This window comes from Mycobacterium sp. (assembly GCF_049802695.1).
In the GTDB taxonomy this organism is placed as follows: Bacteria; Actinomycetota; Actinomycetes; order Mycobacteriales; family Mycobacteriaceae; genus Mycobacterium.
In genome coordinates, this window is sequence record NZ_JBARMY010000296.1 from 1 (window position 1) to 16,270 (window position 16,270).

The window sequence follows — 16,270 nt, forward strand, 5'->3', positions numbered from 1 at the left end:
AACAACCACCCGGCCAGGGCGGCGGCGCGGGTGCCGTCGGCGAGCACATGACCGACTTGCATGACCGCGACGATGCCCGGCGCACGGCCGGTCGGGATGCTCCGAACACCGGTGAATACGTGCAGCCGCCAGGGCGTCCGTCGAACGTCGAGCTGCTGATCGGCAAGGCCGACCACGGCGTCCAGGCAGCCGTTCCAGGAGTCGTCGGCGAGCTGATGCACGACGACCTGCGCCGGCTCGTCGGCGCCCGACACCCACTCCGGGTAGGTCAACAGGCATCCGTCGTCGACCCGCAGGGTCAGGTCAGGACAGGCGTGGGCACGGCCGCGAACCTCGTCGATCGCCCGGCTGAGCGGTTTCGGCTCGCCGTCGAAGGCGTAGAGCAGGAATTGATCATTGGGCACCTTGGCCGACATCCAGTAGAACTGCGCGTCGACGGCGGTCATCCGGGCGGCCATAGCTGCTGCGAGCCTACGTGGGCCGGTGGGTCCTTCGTCGTCTGCTCATAAGACGCTAGCCGGGCGAGCCGATGAAACTCAGCACCAGCTCGGCGACCTGCTCCGGCTGATCGAGCTGCAGGAAGTGGCCGGCGTGGTCGACGATCGCGACGTCGCTGCCCGGGGGTAGCACCTTCTCCGTCCAGTGCGCAAAAGCCGCTGTAATACAGCCGTCGTCGCGCCCGTGCAGATACAGGCTCGGCAACTGCGGCGGCAGGATCCACTGCCGGTGCAGATCGGCGTACTGCGCGGGCGGACGGGTGTTACGGGCGGTGGCCCGGTAGGGCCCGAGCGCGGCGCGCCAGCTTTCCGGTGTCCCGATCGCCGCGTCGACGTGGCGCAGATCCTTCTTGGCGTCGTAGTTGGGTGACCACCGCCGCCATAGCCGCGGCATCACCCAAGACGCGGAACGCTCCGGCAGCAAGGGCAATTGAAAGTAGAAGATGTACCAGCTGCGCCGTAGCTGACCTGGCAGGTGCGCGATCAACCTGCCCCGGTCAGGCACCCGGCTGGGTGGATGAAACGTCGCCGCCGGTGGGACCGACATGATCACGGCCTTGGTGAATGGACTGTCGGGCATGGCCGCCAGTCCGGCCGCGGCGATCGCGCCCCAATCGTGGCCGATCACCACGTCCTGGGCCGTACCGCCTGCCGCCGAACGAACTCGCAGCGCGTCGTCCATCAAGGCACCCACGTGGTAGCTGCCGTCCGACGGAATCGACGACGGCGCATAGCCACGCATGAACGGCGCGATCACCCGCCAACCCGACTCAACGAGGCGGGGAGCGAACTTGCGCCATCCGTAAGCGGTGTCGGGAAAACCATGCAGGCACAATGCGATCGGAGCGTCAGGCGGTCCCCAGCTCAGCGCCTTCAAGTTGACCGCCGGTGCCCGCACATCAATCCAGCCCGGTTCAGCCATCACTGCCCTCTCCAGTCTCTCCGGGTACGGGGTCCGCAGGCGCCTCCGGGTCCCCCGCCGAGACGTTAGACGGTCTCGATCTGCCACACCAGCGACACTGGTCGCGGTGCCCGGCCACATGTACTTAAAGCTTGGCGGCTGCTTCTTCAAGGTCGGCGATGACGATCTTGCGCATCCCGAGCATCGCCGTCGCTGCGGCCGACGCGCGCGCAGGGTCGCGGTCGCTGAGCAGCTCGAAGAGCCGCTGCGGCACAATCTGCCAACTCAGGCCATAGCGGTCCGCACACCAGCCGCACTGCGACTCTCGGCCGCCCTCGGTCAGCCGGCTCCAGTAGTAGTCGACCTCGTCCTGGTCTTTGCAGTGGATGACGAACGACACCGCTTCGGTGAACGGAAACTGCGGTCCGCCGTTGATGGCGAAGAACCGGGCGCCGTCGAGCACAAAGGTGGCTGACATCACCGACCCCGGTTCGCCGGGACCTGCGTCGCTGTACCGGCTGAGCGCCTCGATGCGGGAGTTGGGAAAGACTGAGATGTAGAACTCGGCGGCTTCCTCGAGGTTGTTGTCAAACCACAGCGACGGGATGATCGACGGCATGGGCGCCTCCTTGCTCGGGTCGTCTTCGTCAGTCGTCCATTCAACTTATGGGGTCCCGCGTACGCATACCGACAGCACGTCGCCTACGGCGCCGAGGCTCGGCGTAGGTAACGTCAGCCGGAAGCAATAGCCGATAAGACCCCGGGGAGGAGTGCGTGAGCGCTGTGACCAGCAGACCGCAGACTGTCCAGTTCTCCGGCGTGGACGGGATCACTCTGGTGGCCGACGAGTGGAATCGCGGCGCACAGGCGTCGGCCGGCCGGCCGGCGATCCTGATGTTGCACGGCGGCGGCCAGAATCGGTTCTCTTGGAAAAACACCGGCCAGATTCTCGCCGACCGCGGTTATCACGTCGTGGCGATCGACGCCCGCGGGCACGGTGACAGCGATCGCGCGCCCGATGCCGACTACGCCATCGAGACGTTGACTAAAGACATCATGCAGGTCCTGGCAGCGATCGATCGGCCGGTGGTGTTGATCGGGGCCAGCATGGGCGGGTTGACCGGCATCCTCGCCGCCGACTGCGCCGGCCCGGAGAAGGTGACCCGACTGATCCTGGTCGACGTGGTGCCGCGATTCGAGAAGACCGGCAGCGCCCGGATCCGCGACTTCATGTTCAGCGGCATCGACGGCTTCGACTCGCTCGACCAGGCAGCCGATGCCGTCGCGGCTTATCTGCCGCACCGGACCAAGCCGCAGAGCCCCGAAGGGCTGAAGAAGAACCTGCGGCTGCGCGACGGGCGCTGGTACTGGCATTGGGACCCGGCGTTCATGACGAAACCGGGCGACGACCCGGAACTGCGCACCGAGAAGTTCGAGCAGGCCGCTGTCGACCTGAAGATCCCGATTCTGTTGATCCGCGGCAAACTTTCAGACGTCGTCAGCCCGGAAGGGGTCCGGAACTTTCTGGCAGAGGTGCCCAACGCCGAGTTCGTCGAACTCTCCGACGCCGGGCACACCGCGGCCGGCGACGACAACGACGCGTTCAGCGCTGCCGTGGTGTCATTCGTCAGCCGCTAGTTACGGCAGCTGCTAGTTCTTTTTCTCCTCATGCCCACCGAATTGCTTACGCATCGCCGAGAGCGCCTTGTCAGCGAACTCGTCGAGGCGTCGGGAGGCGAAGCGGGAGTACAGCGCAGAAGTCAGTACCGGCGCCGGCACGCCCTCGTCAATCGCGGCGATCGAGGTCCATCGACCTTCACCGGAGTCGGAGACGTGGCCGGTGAAGTCAGCCAAGTCAGGCGATTGCTGCAGCGAGATCGCCGTCAGATCCAGCAGCCAGGACCCGATTACGCTGCCCCGCCGCCACACCTCGGCCACATCAGGGATAGCGAAGTCGTACTTGTAGAACTCCGGGTCGGCCAGCGGCGCGGTCTCCGCATCGCCCTGCCCTTTCTCAATGCGGGCACCGATGTCGGCGTTGCGCAGAATGTTGAGCCCCTCGGCGAGCGCGGCCATCATGCCGTATTCGATGCCGTTGTGCACCATCTTGACGAAGTGACCGGCGCCGGCCGGTCCGCAATATAGATAGCCCTTCTCGGCTTGGCCGACCTCTCCGTCACGACCGGGCGTGCGCTCGGCCGCATCGACGCCGGGGGCGACGCTTTCGAATATCGGCTCGGCGTGGGTAAACGCACCTTCGTCTCCGCCGATCATCAGGCAGTAGCCGCGTTCGCGGCCCCACACCCCGCCGCTGGTACCGCAGTCCAGCAGCTTGACGCCGTGCTCGCTGAGCAATTTGGCGTGCTTGATGTCGTCGCGGTAGTAGGAGTTGCCACCGTCGATCACGATGTCGTCGGCGTCTAACTCCTTGCCCAGCTGCTCGATCACCTCAGTGGTGATGTCCCCGGCTGGGACCATCACCCAAACCACACGCGGGGGCTTCAGCTTCTCCGCAAACTCGGACAGCGACGAGACCCCAGTGATGTTGTCGTCACCGGCCATCGCCTTGACCGCATCAGGGTTGTTGTCGTAAACGACGCCTTCGTGTCCGTCGTCTACGATACGACGAACGATGTTGGCGCCCATCCGGCCCAGGCCGATCATCCCTAGCTGCATGTTGACTGTTCTCCTTAATGTGATGTTTTCGATGCGTGGGGCTTGCCGGGCAGCCACGGCTCTTGCCAACTCCGATGACCACGCAGTAATCCGGCCGCCTCGTCGGGTCCCCAAGAGCCGGGTTCGTACTGGTGAACCTTGCCGGGTGTGTCGAGCAGCGGCTGAACGATCCGCCAGGTCTCTTCGATGCTGTCCTCTCGGGCGAACAGCTGCCGGTCCCCGATCAGCCCGGCGTGCAGCAGGCGTTCGTAGGGAGTCAGCGCTTCGCCGAGATCCTGGGTGAAGGAGGAGTCGAGGTGAAGGTAGTCCCACGAGTCACCGCTTTGGGCGACCAACTGCAGCCGGAGGCCCGGATCTGGATCGACCCGGAGCACGATCTGGTTGGGTTCGGCCCGTCCGCGGTTGGGTAGGAAGGACAGCGCCGGAACGCGGCGGGTAAATAGTCGTACCTCGGTCACCTTCTCGGGCAGCGATTTGCCCGCGCGCAGAAAGATGGGCACCCCGGCCCAGCGCCAGTTGTCGATCTCCATCCGCAGCGCGACGAAAGTCTCGGTTTGTGAACGGTTCGCGACCCCGTCGATGTCGGTGTAGCCGCGGTACTGGCCCCGTACGTATCGGTCCGGATTCAGCGCCGGCATGGCGCGGAACACGTCGGCCTTTTTGTCGTTGAGATCGTCTGCGCTGGGCCCGACCGGCGGCTCCATCGCGAACAGGGCGAGCACCTGCAGCAGGTGGTTTTGCACCACATCGCGCAAGGTGCCCACCGCATCGTAGAACTTTCCACGGTCCTCGACGCCGAAGTCCTCGGCCATCGTGATCTGAACTTCAGAGATGCTATGACGGTCCCAAAGTTCGGCCAGCGCCAAATTGGCGAAACGCAGGTATTCCAGTTCAACGACCGGTTGTTTGCCAAGGAAGTGGTCGACCCGGAAGATCTGCTCCTCGTCCAAGACTGCGCGCAGCCGGGCGTTCAGCTCGCACGCGGACTGCAGGTCGTGGCCGAAGGGCTTCTCCACCGCGACCCGTGACCGCTTCAGCAGCCCGGCCTTGCCCAGGTTCTCCACAATCGGCGCGAACAACGAAGGCGGCATCTCCAGGTAGTAGAGGCATTTGCGGTCCGAACCGATTCGTTCGGCCAGCGTCTTGTACAGCTTGGAATCGGTGACGTCACCATAAACGTAGGAAAATCGGTCGACCAGCCGGTTGAAAACCTTGGAGCTGACCTTCTCGCCGCTATCGGTGACGGCCTTGCGAGCCCGCTTGAGCAGCTCGTCGACGGTGATGTCATCACTGGCCACCCCGACCACCGGGCACTGCAGCAGCCCACGGTGCTCCAGGCGGTACAACGCCCGGAACGTCATTTTGCGGGCCAGATCGCCGGTGATGCCGAAGATCACTAGCAGGTCCGCAGCGGGGGCTTCGCCTTCGGCCAAACCGGCACCTCCCTGGAAGACATCCCGATCAACTGGCTAAACATGTGTGCCACTCGCGCCCAGCGCAACCCTAGGCCCGGCGGGTAGGCCCGACAAGCGGCAATGATCGCAGCCGAGGCCGGCCCAATGAAGGCGCTGCGAAGATAGGTGACCGGTTTTCAGACCGACCAAACACGCGGATGTCGACGTCCTTGCTGCGAAAGTGCATTCCACGACAGGGTCACCCGGGAAATGCGTTGGCAGTTGCACTTTCGCGGCCGAGGTAATCAGCGACCGGCTCATCGTTGCCCGGATGTGGTACCTCGTCGCGAGGGCGGAGGAGCTGATCGGCGAGAATGCCTGGCATGGGTGATGCACTGCATGTCGCGGTCTACGTCTTGTCCGGTGTCGCCGTCGTCGAAGCTGCCGCGATCGCGACGGTGTCGGTGCTGCTTGCCCGCAGTCGACGTGAGGTCGAGGAGTTGCGGCAGCGAACCGATACCCGCAATCGCCTCTTCTCGGGTGGCCGTGAGGCCGTCAAGACAGTCTGGGAAACGGCGAGCGTCCTGCGCAAGGACGGCTTCGGTGCCGTTGTGCGCAACTCGATCGAGGACCTGGCCGACTGGGCCGAAGTGGAGCGACCCGACCTGGCCCGCATTACTCCGAACGGCAAGGTCGTGCTGTTGTTCTCCGATATCGAGGAGTCGACCGCGCTCAACGAGCGGATCGGCGACCGCAGCTGGGCCAAGGTGATCGGCGACCACGACAAGTTGGTCCGCAAGCTCGTGAAGGAGTACTCCGGTCATGTCGTGAAAAGCCAAGGCGACGGTTTCATGATCGCCTTCGCGCAGCCCGAGCAAGCGGTGCGCTGCGCCGGCGATATCCAGCGCGCGCTGGAAGACAGCACACAGCGCAAGCGGCGCAACGCTTTTCGCGTTCGAATCGGGATACACATGGGTCGGTCAGTGCGCCGCGGCGACGACTTGTTCGGCCGCAACGTCGCGATGGCGGCGCGGGTGGCCAACGAGGCCGAAGGCGGTGAGATCCTGGTCAGCGAGGAAGTCCGCGACGCCGTCAACGATCACGACGACATCGGCCTGGACGACGGGCGTGACGTCAAGCTGAAGGGCTTCAACGGCAGCCATCGCGTCTACGCCGTTCAGACCTGTAGCTGATTACCGGTCGGTGTCATCGCTGCCGGCTACGCCGGATTCGGCCAGTCTCCGATGCAGCCGATCCCGGATCTCGTCGGCGGTGTAGGCGTTTCGTTGCCGCTGATCGCGGACCACCAGCACTCCCCCGGCCGCGACCCCTACCAGTCCGGCGACACCGAGCCACTTCCAGACGTTGCGCATCCACCCAGGCTATTCATCCCAAGAGTGCCTAAGGTGCTTTCGTGGACGTGAGCACGGTGACCCTGGATCGCGCGCTGGAGCAAACCCGCACCGGCGACGTCTGGCTGTTTCGTGGCGGGTCGGGGCCCGACCGTGCCATCCAGACGTTGACCAACAGCCCGGTCAATCACGTCGGGATGACGGTGGCCATTGACGACTTGCCGCCGCTGATGTGGCATGCCGAACTCGGCGACAAGCTCATCGACGTGTGGACCGGCACGAATCATCGCGGCGTGCAGCTCAACGATGCCCGGCAGGCCGTCGAGCGGTGGATCCACCGGTACGGTCAGCGTTGCTGGCTGCGTCAATTGACGCCTCATGCAGACCGCGATCAGGAGGACCAGCTGCTGTGCGTGATCGCACGGATGGACGGCACCGCGTTCCCGACCACCGCCCGGCTGACCGGCCGCTGGCTGCGTGGTCGTTTACCCACCGCCAGCGATTGGGTGCGGGGCATCCCGGTTGTCGACAGAAAGGTTGAAGAGTCATCCAAGCGCCGGGAGGAACGACGACGCAGAGTCGGTTTGGAAACCGCGTACTGCGCTGAGACCGTCGCCATCACCTATGAGGAGATGGGACTTCTGCTGACCGACAAGCATTCGAACTGGTTCGACCCCGGCTCATTCTGGAGCGGTGACGCGCTCGGGCTGAGCTCTGGATATCGACTGGGTGACGAGATCGCGGTTGTCGCCACCCGCTCCCCGCCGGCAGGCCCCTGACGCCTGCCGTCGAAAGAGCTTTACCGACTCAGCTTCATTATTCGGCATCGCAACGGCCTACCGGCGACGCTGACGTCAGCAGATTCTGGATAGCCGGCGCAACCAGCGCAACCAGCGTTTCCCGGTCGGCGTCCGCCAGGATGGGAACTCCGACCAGGCGTCGTCCGACGATGATCCCGACGAGCATCGATGACGCCAGTCCGGCGCGCAGTGCCGCGTCATGGTGGTCGAGTGGTCGGGAGCCGGCGCCGTCAATCAGCCGGGCCTGAATAAAGTCCCGCAGCTGCGCGCCGGCCTGCTCGTTGACGACGCCGGCGCGCAGCATGGCCAAGAGCGGCTCTGAATCCTGCGGCGAACCCTCCCACGCCGCGAGGAAAGCGCGGACCACTCGCTCACCGAGGTGTTCGTCGGGTCCGTCGAATGCGGTACTGAAGAGAGCCAGCGCTTCCGGTGATATCGACATCACCGCAGCGAACAGCTCATTTTTCGACCCGAAGAACTGCATTACGAGCGATGCGTCCACCCCGGCATCGGCGGCGACTCGTCTGATCGTCGTCGCGGCGAAGCCGTCACTGGCGAACCGGGCGCGTGCTGCGTCCAGAATGGCCTGCCGTGTCGTGCTGGTGCCCGGTCGACGCCCGCGGCGGAGCGCGCTCACCGGCCGGCTCTTTGCGGTCATGGCCTGAACCTACCGCTCGCACAATAATCTCAGCCTATGTTGATTTTATGCCCTGTTGCGGTCCACGGTCGAAGGAAGCCGGGAGTCGATGCGACCTCCGCACAACCGAGAGGCGGGAGCGATGAGTCAGTCGGAGAAAGTGTTTGAGCCATCGCACTTTGAGCCGGGCGATGCGCACGGGCTGCTGCGCGGGTTCGAGCCCGGCACCCGGACCGTGGCGGCGCGTTGCCGGATCGACCACCGATTCCGGTCGCTGCCCAGCGACATCGTGTGGGACAAGGACATCGCCGTCACCCTGCGGGACGGTGTCCACACGGCAAGATAGGCGCGGACCACTCGTTCGCCGAGGTGTTCGTCAGGTCCTTCGAACGCTTGGCTCAAGCGTGCCAGCGCCTCCGGTGCGATCGACATCACCGCAGCGAACAATTCGTTTTTCGACCGGAAAAACTGCATCACCAGCGACGCGTCGACTCCGGCGTCGGCGGCGATGTGCCTGATCGTCGTCGCGGCGAATCCGTCGCTGGCGAACCGGGCGCGCCGCGTCGAGGATGGCCTGCCGAGTCGTACTGATGGGTGGACGACGCCTGCGGCGACCCTCCGACACCGCCTGCTGCTCACGGTCATGGCTAAAATCAACCGCTTTCTAACGATAATCTCAACGATTGTTGATTTTTGGGGTTGGTCGTGCGACGATCGGAGGAGCGAGGAGGCGCACAGTTTCGAAAGGACGGGTATGGCCCACGAAGAGAAAGTGTTTATGCCGTCCCGCCCCTTGGAGCCGGGTGACAGGTACGGGGTACTGAGCGGGTTCGATCCGGGCACACGCACGCTACCGGCGGGCTTTCGCCTCGCGCCTGCATTTAAGGCCTTGCCGGTCGACATTCTGCTCGAGAAGGATGTGAGCGTCACCATGCGTGACGGTGTGACGACGTATGTCGATGTCTTGCGGCCGGTGGGCGCCGAGAAGGTGCCGGTCATTGTGGCGTGGAGCCCGTATGGCAAGGGTGAGGGAAGTGCCCCGGCGGCGATGGGGGTGTTTGGGCTGGTCGGTCTGGACAACGGGATCGTGTCGGGTCTGCATAAGTTCGAGGGGCCCGATCCGACGTATTGGTGCGCTCGGGGTTATGCGATTTGTAACCCGGACGTTAGAGGCGTCTCAGATTCGCAGGGCGACAGCGTTTTATGGGATCGCCAAGAGGGCGAGGACTGCCATGACTTGATTGAGTGGCTGGCCGCTCAGGACTGGTGTACGGGCAAGGTCGCGATGAGTGGGACCTCCTATCTCGCAGTCGCGCAATGGTTCGCGGCCGCTGAACAGCCTCCACACCTGACAGCGATCAATCCGTGGGAGGGCGTCAGCGACGTCTACCGCGATCTGGTGATGCGCGGGGGCATGCCCGACACCGGGTTCGCCCGACAGCTCCAAGACAACAGCTACTGGGGCAAAAGCCGCAAGGAGGACATTCTCGCCGAGGCAGAGCGCTACCCGCTCATGAACGGCTTGTGGCGAAACAAGATCCCGCGCGTCGACCGGATCAACGTGCCGGCCTACGTCGTGGCCAGCTATTCCAATTCGTTGCATACGGCGGGCACGTTTCGTGCTTGGCGGCGGATGGGTTCGCAACAGAAGTGGCTGCGCATTCACAACAGTCAGGAGTGGCCCGACTACTACGACGAGGCGAACACCGAGGATCTGCGCCGGTTCTTCGATCACTTCCTGAAGGGCGAGGACAACGGCTGGGAGCAGACCCCGCGCGTCCGGTACTCCCTTCTTGACCTTGAAGGCGGAGACCAAGTCAATCTGCCCGCAGACCAGTTCCCCCCGCACGCCGTCGTCTACACGAAGTACTACCTCGACGGCCGCTCGCGCACGCTGCGCACGGAGGCGCCCGCGGAGGAGGTGACGACGGCCTACGACGCGGAAGCTAATCCGGGCCTGGTCTCGTTCATCGTCGGTTTCGACGCGGAGACCACGATGGTCGGCTACCCCAAGGCGCGGCTATGGGTCGAAGCAAAGGGCGCCGACGACATGGACCTATTCGTCTTCGTTCAGAAGTTGAATGTGCAGGGGACGGCTCTGCAGGAGTTCACCGTGCCCAACCGCGGCGCGATGATCCACGACGTCACCGAGCGGGGGGCGTCCATCCTCCGGTACAAGGGCTCCACCGGCCGTCTGCGCGTGTCGATGCGGCATCTGGACGAGACGCTGTCGACCGACGAAGTCCCTGTCCACAGCTTCGACCGGGTTGAGAAACTCACGCCCGGCGCGGTCGTCGAGGTCGAAATCGATTTACTGCCGGTCGGTCTGGTGTTCCATCCTGGCGAGCAGCTTCGACTAATCATCAGCGCGCAAAATTTGTTTGGCCCATGGATGCCCGGGTTGCGTGAATACACCCCACAGAACAGCGGCCAACACGTGGTCCATACCGGGGGATCCCGCGCCTCCTATCTGCAACTGCCCACCACGACGGCTCGATGAGCCATCGACGAAGAGAACGGGCCGGCGTGACGCCCGAAGAACAGCTTGAGCTGGTTGACAAACACTATGCACTCACCGCCGCCGGGGACCAAGCGGCGGCACGAGAACTGCTGACCGACGACTTCTTCATCACCATCCCGCCCCACATGCCGTTCGCCGGGGTCTACCGAGGCAAAGACGCCTTCCGCGAATTAATCCCGATCGTGGTCCAGACAATCGCTGTGACCGACATGACGTTCGTCGCGACGACCGTCGGGAACGGTTACGCCGTCGAGATCGTCGAGTTCACCCTCGCCGGAGACGACGGTCCGCCAGTTCAAGTGCTCGAACTGAACCTATTTCGTGGAAATCAGATCTGCGAGATACGCCCCTTCTACTCCGATCCCGCCCCAATGCTCGCCGCGGCGGAAAGGCGCAATCCAACCGGGAGCTAACATTAGTAACCGTAGAACGCCAGTGTCTCACCGACGCGGCTACTTTGGCCTTGAGTGCGGCCAGACCCGCTGCCGGATAGCGCTTTCCGTCTCTGACGACGGCACTGATTTGATGCAGGTTCTCTACAGCGTCACGCGGGTTGGAACGACCAGCTATTTCGCCTCGCGTTCCCACATAATGGAGGAACAGGTATGCGTATCATCACCGTCGAAGAACACTTCCAGCATCCCGAGGTCAGCGCGCGGGTGGCGCAACTGGCCGGCCCGCCAACCGTGCCCGCCGAGGGACTCGCCGAATTCGGCAAAGCATTCTCACTCGACGCGGATGCCACCGCGCGCCTCGGCGGCAACCGGCTGGCACATATGGACCACGTCGGTATCGACGTCCAGGTCGTCTCGCATGGCAACGGTAGCCCCAGCACCCTGCAGCATCCCGAAGCAATCGAACTGTGCCAGCAAGTGAACAACGACCTGGCCGCACAGATCAACGAAAATCCCGATCGCTTCCGCGGATTCGCAACGCTGCCACTCTACGACCCGGCCGCGGCCGCCGACGAACTGCGACGTTGCGTCGGCGATCTGGGATTCGTCGGCGCCCTAATCGCCGGCAGCTACCACGGGCTGTTCCTCGACGACACGCGGTTCGATCCGATACTAACTGCGGCCGAGGCCGTTGATCTGCCGATCTATGTCCACCCCGGCCTTCCCGAGGCGCCCGTTTCCCGGCAGTACTACACCGGCAGCTGGCCCGCCTCGGTGCAGATCATGTTCTCCGGACCAGCGTTCGGATGGCACGCCGAAGCCGGCATCCACATCGTGCGGCTGATCCTGTCGGGCGCTTTGGACCTCCATCCCGCGCTGAAACTGCTGAGCGGCCACTGGGGCGAACTGGCCGCCTTCTACCTCGAACGCCTCGACGAAACCCTGGCCCTGGTGCGCACCGGCCTCGAACGTGCACCCGGCGATTACTACCGCCAGCAGGTGTGGATCACCCCGTCGGGCATGTACAACCAAAACCAGTTGAAGTTCATGATGGCTGAGTTAGGCGCTGAGCGGATCATCTACTCCGAGGACTTTCCCTACATTGTCCGCGACGACGTCTCGACCTTCCTCGAACAAGCCGGACTCCCCGACGCCGACACCCACGCCATCGCCCACACGAACGCCGAAGCACTCCTTCGCATCTGACGCTTCAAGGGGCACCACATTCGCTGAGTCAGTACACGACGCCCAAGACCGACTTCCACAGGGTGCAGCAGAAAGGGCGCGTGATTGCCGCAATGAACCCCCTAAAGATGGCGGAAGCCGCTCGGTCACAGTAAGTCCGCGCAAGACCAGAATTCGAAGCACGCCGAACCGGCATCTCGGTGTCGCAATAACCAGCGGCCAGGCCGCCTGACGACAACCGCCCGACGGCAAGCACAACCGTTGCCATCCACAATGGCTTTCGGCCTACCCACTACGGTGGGCCGAGTATCTACCATCGAACGACTCTCGTTTGCCGTGACCACTTCACGCGGCCCGGTCAGCCCAACTATTACGACCACAAGAACGTCGAAGACCTGCGCCGGTTCTTCGATCACTACCTCAAGGACGAGAACAACGGCTGGGAGAAGACACTTCGTGTGCGGTACAGCCAACAGGTACCCGGCACGAGTTTCACGGAGCTCAGAACAATCGCTTGTAGCGTCGATTCGCGGTCCGATTGACTTTGGAACTCGAACGCGAGGTCACCGAGGACCTTGGCGAGGTCACCCCCTGCGGGCGGCTGTGCGGGCATTACGCCGATTTTAGCGACTATCGTTCGCCGACTTCTGAGTCGGCTTGGTTGTCAGGCTCTGTCACTGGTCCAACGAACACGGCCAGGCCGACAGCTCAGTGGCGGGTGTCACCCGTGCTTGCGGCTGATACAGGACGTGTCAGGGCATCGCGGTAGCGACCAGGAGACGTTGCTTGCTTCGTCGTCGTCGCCATCCCCGCGGGTGAAGTATCTGCCGACCTGCTCCAGTTTGTTGCCGCAAGCCGAGCACGTCTTTCCCTCGGGGTCGCTGCGGGTGATCTCCTTGAATGGCATCGTTTGATTGTGCGACATTTCTGCGGGGCGGCGTGTCGCGTTCTATAACCAGGAGGAAAACTCGCGCCGACGAAGCGCTTTCGCCATTCATTTCTTCTGCTGCCCAGACGTTGATGTGAACGGAATTCGACTACGTGGCCTCAGCCTGTCTTCGGCCTGCGGCGCCGCCTCGCTGCTCGCCGACCTTCCCCTCTCGAACAGCAGCGGGTAGATCAGACCGCCGATCAGGCCCCCGACTAACGGTGCCAGCCAGAACACCCACAGTTGGCCTGGTGCGCCGTCCCCGTTGAAGAAGGCGACGCCGGTGGATCGGGCCGGATTGACCGAGGTGTTGCTGATCGGGATCGAGACGAGATGGATGAGCGTCAACGACAGACCGATGGCCAACGGCCCGAACCCCTTCGGGGCCCGGTCGTCGGTCGCGCCCAGCACCACGATCAGGAAGAACGCCGTCAGCAATATCTCGGCGATGATCACCGCCGCCAGCGAGTAGTGGCTAGGCGAATGCGTGCCGTATCCGTTGGCGGCCATATGCCCGACGGGCGAGAATCCGGGCTTTCCCTTCGCGATGATCAGCAGCGCGACTCCTGCCAGCAGGCCACCGACAACCTGCGAGATCCAGTACCCAGGAAGGTCCCGCCACGGCAGCCGGCCGCTCACCGCGGCACCCAGACTGATCGCAGGGTTGAAATGTGCGCCCGAGATGTGACCGACGGCGTAGGCCATGGTCACGACGGTGAGCCCGAAAGCCAGTGCCACTCCGAGGAACCCGATGCCCAACTGGTAGGCGCCGCTCCTATCCTCGGCTTGAGCGATCTGTTTGGCCGCAAAAATTGCGCTGCCACAGCCACCGAACACCAACCAGAATGTGCCGAACACTTCGGCACCGACTTTCGAAGCGAGCGACGACGATGTCATGTGCCGTCTCCTTGACGGGTGTCCCCACGACGATGGTAACCGTCACTCAGTGACGTAATCAATCATTCGCCTGGCGGCCTACCTCGCAGATTTGGTTGTTGCTCCGTGCCGGAACTCGACCACGTCGCCGTCGGCCATGACGTAATCCTTGCCCTCCATCCGGACCTTGCCTGCCGCTTTGGCTGCGGCCATCGACCCGGCGGCCATCAAGTCGTCATAGGACACGATCTCGGCCTTGATGAATCCCTTTTCGAAGTCGGAGTGGATCACCCCGGCGGCCTTCGGTGCGGTGTCGCCCTGGTGAATGGTCCAGGCCCGCGCCTCCTTGGGCCCCGCCGTCAGAAACGTCTGCAGCCGGAGCGTGTGGAAGCCGGCTCGCGCCAGCGCATTCAGCCCCGGTTCCGTCTGCCCGATCGACTCGAGCAACTCGGCGGTCGACTCGTCGTCCAGCTCGACCAGCTCAGCTTCGATCTTGGCGTCCAGAAACACCGCGTCGGCGGGCGCGACGAGCGCGCGCAACTCGGCGATTCGGGCGGCCTCGGTCAGCACCGCTTCGTCGGCATTGAAGACGAACAAGAACGGCTTGGTGGTGAGCAGGTTGAGCTCACGCAACTCCTTGGTGTCGACGCCAGCGGCGAACAGCGTCTGGCCGCCGTCGAGTATCTGTTGCGCGGCCATGGCCGCCTCGTAAGGGCGCTTGCGCTCCTTGTTGTTGCGGGCTTCCTTCTCCAGCCGCGGCACAGCGCGTTCGAGGGTCTGCAGGTCGGCCAGCATGAGCTCGGTGGCGATGACCTCGATGTCGGATTCCGGGTTCACCTGTCCGCTGACGTGTGTGACATCGTCGTCGGCGAAAACCCGCACCACCTGGCAGATCGCGTCACACTCGCGGATGTTGGCCAGGAATTTGTTGCCCAGCCCTGCCCCTTCCGAGGCTCCCTTGACCAGACCGGCGATGTCGACGAACGTCACCGGCGCCGGAACGACGCGCTCGGAGTCGAAGATCTCCGCCAGCCTGTCCAGCCGCGGGTCGGGCAGCGACACCACACCTTCGTTGGGCTCGATCGTCGCGAACGGGTAGTTGGCCGCCACCACGTTGTTCCGCGTCAACGCGTTGAACAGGGTCGACTTGCCGACGTTGGGCAAGCCCACGATTCCCAGACTCAAGCTCACAGGGACCCAAGTCTAGAGAGTGAGCTCGTGCCACGCCGCGGCATGCTGGCCAGGTATGACGGCTGTTTGCACCCACAGCCGGTACGGTCTACCTGTGTCAGCTCAGCGGGCGACGTCGGCGGTGGCGACGAGTAATCGCTCGATCTACCCGAAGATCGCCGGCGTGCCGTGGTGGGCAGCCATCCTCATCGCGATTATCGCCACCGCGATCGGGTTCGCGTTCGACGCGGGGTCGGGCAATAAGGAACTGACAATCGTATTCGCCGCCTCGTATGTGGCCGGCTGCATAGCGGCCGTGCTGGCGGTACGTCAGTCCGGCGTTTTCACCGCCGTCATCCAGCCACCCCTCCTGCTGTTCTGCGCGGTGCCCGGTGCCTACTGGTTGTTCCACGCCGCCAAGATCGCCGGCGTCAGGGACATTCTGATCAACTGCGGCTACCCGCTGATCGAGCGCTTTCCATTGATGATGTTGACCTCGGCCGGGGTCCTGCTGATCGGCGTGATCCGCTGGTATCTCGGAACGCTCACCCAAGGTCACGCCGCCGCGAACACCGACGCGGAAGCCCACGACGAGGCGGGCGACACCCGCAACGGCGGCTTGGGCGCGAAACTGGCCGCGTTCTGGAGCCGCGGTGCTACCGACGGAGCCGAGGAACCGGAACCGAAGGCGGCACGGCGGGTGCACGCGGTGGGTCAGGCCCCGAAACGCGCCAGGTCAACCAGCAGCGCCCGCTCGAGCAGCAGCACCCGATCCACCCCCAGGCGCTCGACCCCCACCCGTTCGCGCCAGCCCCGGTCCCAGCTCGATGATGCCGCTGAATTTGGCGTGGACCGCGCACAGCGCCGCCGACCAAGGCCCATCCGCGACGTCGACGCTGACGCGGAGCAGCCCGCGGTGCCGCGGCGTCGTCCCAGGC

General features: G+C 64.1%; 17 protein-coding genes and 1 pseudogene. 8 read left to right on the forward strand and 10 right to left on the reverse strand.

All coding sequences use genetic code 11. The annotated features are described in order from the left end of the window. The 3 genes and pseudogenes from WA317_RS12015 to WA317_RS12025 form a co-directional block, all read right to left on the reverse strand. Nucleotides 1-446, reverse strand: a pseudogene (locus tag WA317_RS12015) (DUF1298 domain-containing protein); the annotation flags it as partial. Between the two features lie 67 nt (nt 447-513). After that, a complete protein-coding gene (locus WA317_RS12020; RefSeq protein ID WP_425173244.1) occupies nt 514-1,419 on the reverse strand; it encodes an alpha/beta fold hydrolase in 906 nt (301 codons plus the stop codon). A gap of 124 nt (nt 1,420-1,543) precedes the next feature. Then, entirely contained in the window at nt 1,544-2,017 is a 474-nt protein-coding gene (locus WA317_RS12025; protein ID WP_425173245.1) for a VOC family protein, read from the reverse strand. Between the two features lie 155 nt (nt 2,018-2,172). On the opposite strand from WA317_RS12025, the gene WA317_RS12030 reads away from it, so the two are divergent. Then, on the forward strand, nt 2,173-3,036 hold the full coding sequence (locus tag WA317_RS12030; protein ID WP_425173246.1) for an alpha/beta fold hydrolase: 864 nt from the start codon (nt 2,173-2,175) through the stop codon (nt 3,034-3,036). Nucleotides 3,037-3,048: 12 nt separating this feature from the next. On the opposite strand, the gene gnd is transcribed toward WA317_RS12030, so the two are convergent. Both gnd and WA317_RS12040 read right to left on the reverse strand, forming a co-directional pair. After that, nucleotides 3,049-4,074, reverse strand: a complete 1,026-nt coding sequence (gnd, locus tag WA317_RS12035; protein ID WP_425173247.1) for a phosphogluconate dehydrogenase (NAD(+)-dependent, decarboxylating) — start codon at nt 4,072-4,074, stop codon at nt 3,049-3,051. Nucleotides 4,075-4,088: 14 nt separating this feature from the next. Next, a complete protein-coding gene (locus WA317_RS12040) occupies nt 4,089-5,507 on the reverse strand; it encodes a glucose-6-phosphate dehydrogenase (RefSeq protein WP_425173248.1) in 1,419 nt (472 codons plus the stop codon). Nucleotides 5,508-5,842: 335 nt separating this feature from the next. On the opposite strand from WA317_RS12040, the gene WA317_RS12045 reads away from it, so the two are divergent. Further along, nucleotides 5,843-6,661: an adenylate/guanylate cyclase domain-containing protein gene (locus tag WA317_RS12045; protein ID WP_425173249.1), complete on the forward strand. Its 819-nt coding sequence runs from the start codon at nt 5,843-5,845 to the stop codon at nt 6,659-6,661. On the opposite strand, the gene WA317_RS12050 is transcribed toward WA317_RS12045, so the two are convergent. Further along, a complete protein-coding gene (locus tag WA317_RS12050; protein ID WP_425173250.1) occupies nt 6,662-6,841 on the reverse strand; it encodes a hypothetical protein in 180 nt (59 codons plus the stop codon). Nucleotides 6,842-6,897: 56 nt separating this feature from the next. Between WA317_RS12050 and WA317_RS12055 the strand changes: the two genes are divergently transcribed. Next, nucleotides 6,898-7,599, forward strand: a complete 702-nt coding sequence (locus tag WA317_RS12055; protein ID WP_425173259.1) for a guanylate cyclase — start codon at nt 6,898-6,900, stop codon at nt 7,597-7,599. A 37-nt stretch (nt 7,600-7,636) separates the two neighbouring features. On the opposite strand, the gene WA317_RS12060 is transcribed toward WA317_RS12055, so the two are convergent. Continuing rightward, nucleotides 7,637-8,257 (reverse strand): TetR family transcriptional regulator, encoded by a 621-nt coding sequence (locus tag WA317_RS12060; protein WP_425173251.1) that lies wholly within the window; start codon nt 8,255-8,257, stop codon nt 7,637-7,639. A gap of 142 nt (nt 8,258-8,399) precedes the next feature. Between WA317_RS12060 and WA317_RS12065 the strand changes: the two genes are divergently transcribed. From WA317_RS12065 to WA317_RS12080, 4 genes are all read left to right on the forward strand, one after another. After that, complete coding sequence (locus WA317_RS12065; protein ID WP_425173260.1) at nt 8,400-8,603, forward strand: hypothetical protein; 204 nt, start codon at nt 8,400-8,402, stop codon at nt 8,601-8,603. A 162-nt stretch (nt 8,604-8,765) separates the two neighbouring features. Next, a complete protein-coding gene (locus WA317_RS12070; RefSeq protein WP_425173252.1) occupies nt 8,766-10,757 on the forward strand; it encodes a CocE/NonD family hydrolase in 1,992 nt (663 codons plus the stop codon). 26 nt (nt 10,758-10,783) lie between these two features. Then, a complete protein-coding gene (locus tag WA317_RS12075) occupies nt 10,784-11,191 on the forward strand; it encodes a nuclear transport factor 2 family protein (RefSeq protein WP_425173253.1) in 408 nt (135 codons plus the stop codon). A gap of 192 nt (nt 11,192-11,383) precedes the next feature. Continuing rightward, nucleotides 11,384-12,379 carry an amidohydrolase family protein gene (locus WA317_RS12080; protein ID WP_425173254.1) on the forward strand — a complete coding sequence of 332 codons (996 nt, stop codon included), beginning with the start codon at nt 11,384-11,386 and terminating at the stop codon, nt 12,377-12,379. 700 nt (nt 12,380-13,079) lie between these two features. Here WA317_RS12080 and WA317_RS12085 read toward each other — a convergent pair. From WA317_RS12085 to ychF, 3 genes are all read right to left on the reverse strand, one after another. After that, entirely contained in the window at nt 13,080-13,265 is a 186-nt protein-coding gene (locus WA317_RS12085; RefSeq protein ID WP_425173255.1) for a hypothetical protein, read from the reverse strand. Between the two features lie 87 nt (nt 13,266-13,352). Then, on the reverse strand, nt 13,353-14,183 hold the full coding sequence (aqpZ, locus tag WA317_RS12090) for an aquaporin Z (protein WP_425173256.1): 831 nt from the start codon (nt 14,181-14,183) through the stop codon (nt 13,353-13,355). Nucleotides 14,184-14,261: 78 nt separating this feature from the next. Beyond that, the gene (ychF, locus tag WA317_RS12095; protein ID WP_425173257.1) at nt 14,262-15,353 is read right to left on the reverse strand and encodes a redox-regulated ATPase YchF; all 1,092 of its coding nucleotides are present in this window, start codon (nt 15,351-15,353) and stop codon (nt 14,262-14,264) included. 94 nt (nt 15,354-15,447) lie between these two features. Here ychF and WA317_RS12100 point away from each other — a divergent pair. Then, the coding region (locus WA317_RS12100; protein WP_425173258.1) for a DUF6542 domain-containing protein at nt 15,448-16,270 on the forward strand (823 nt) is incomplete at its 3' end.

Coding starts and splice junctions, on each gene's coding strand:
- WA317_RS12020 (WP_425173244.1), bottom strand. CDS start 1,419: ATGGCTGAACCGGGCTGGATTGATGTGCGGGCACCGGCGGTCAACTTG.
- aqpZ (WP_425173256.1), bottom strand. CDS start 14,183: ATGACATCGTCGTCGCTCGCTTCGAAAGTCGGTGCCGAAGTGTTCGGC.
- gnd (WP_425173247.1), bottom strand. CDS start 4,074: ATGCAGCTAGGGATGATCGGCCTGGGCCGGATGGGCGCCAACATCGTT.
- WA317_RS12080 (WP_425173254.1), top strand. CDS start 11,384: ATGCGTATCATCACCGTCGAAGAACACTTCCAGCATCCCGAGGTCAGC.
- WA317_RS12050 (WP_425173250.1), bottom strand. CDS start 6,841: ATGCGCAACGTCTGGAAGTGGCTCGGTGTCGCCGGACTGGTAGGGGTC.
- WA317_RS12070 (WP_425173252.1), top strand. CDS start 8,766: ATGTGCCTGATCGTCGTCGCGGCGAATCCGTCGCTGGCGAACCGGGCG.
- WA317_RS12065 (WP_425173260.1), top strand. CDS start 8,400: ATGAGTCAGTCGGAGAAAGTGTTTGAGCCATCGCACTTTGAGCCGGGC.
- WA317_RS12025 (WP_425173245.1), bottom strand. CDS start 2,017: ATGCCGTCGATCATCCCGTCGCTGTGGTTTGACAACAACCTCGAGGAA.
- WA317_RS12045 (WP_425173249.1), top strand. CDS start 5,843: ATGCCTGGCATGGGTGATGCACTGCATGTCGCGGTCTACGTCTTGTCC.
- WA317_RS12085 (WP_425173255.1), bottom strand. CDS start 13,265: ATGCCATTCAAGGAGATCACCCGCAGCGACCCCGAGGGAAAGACGTGC.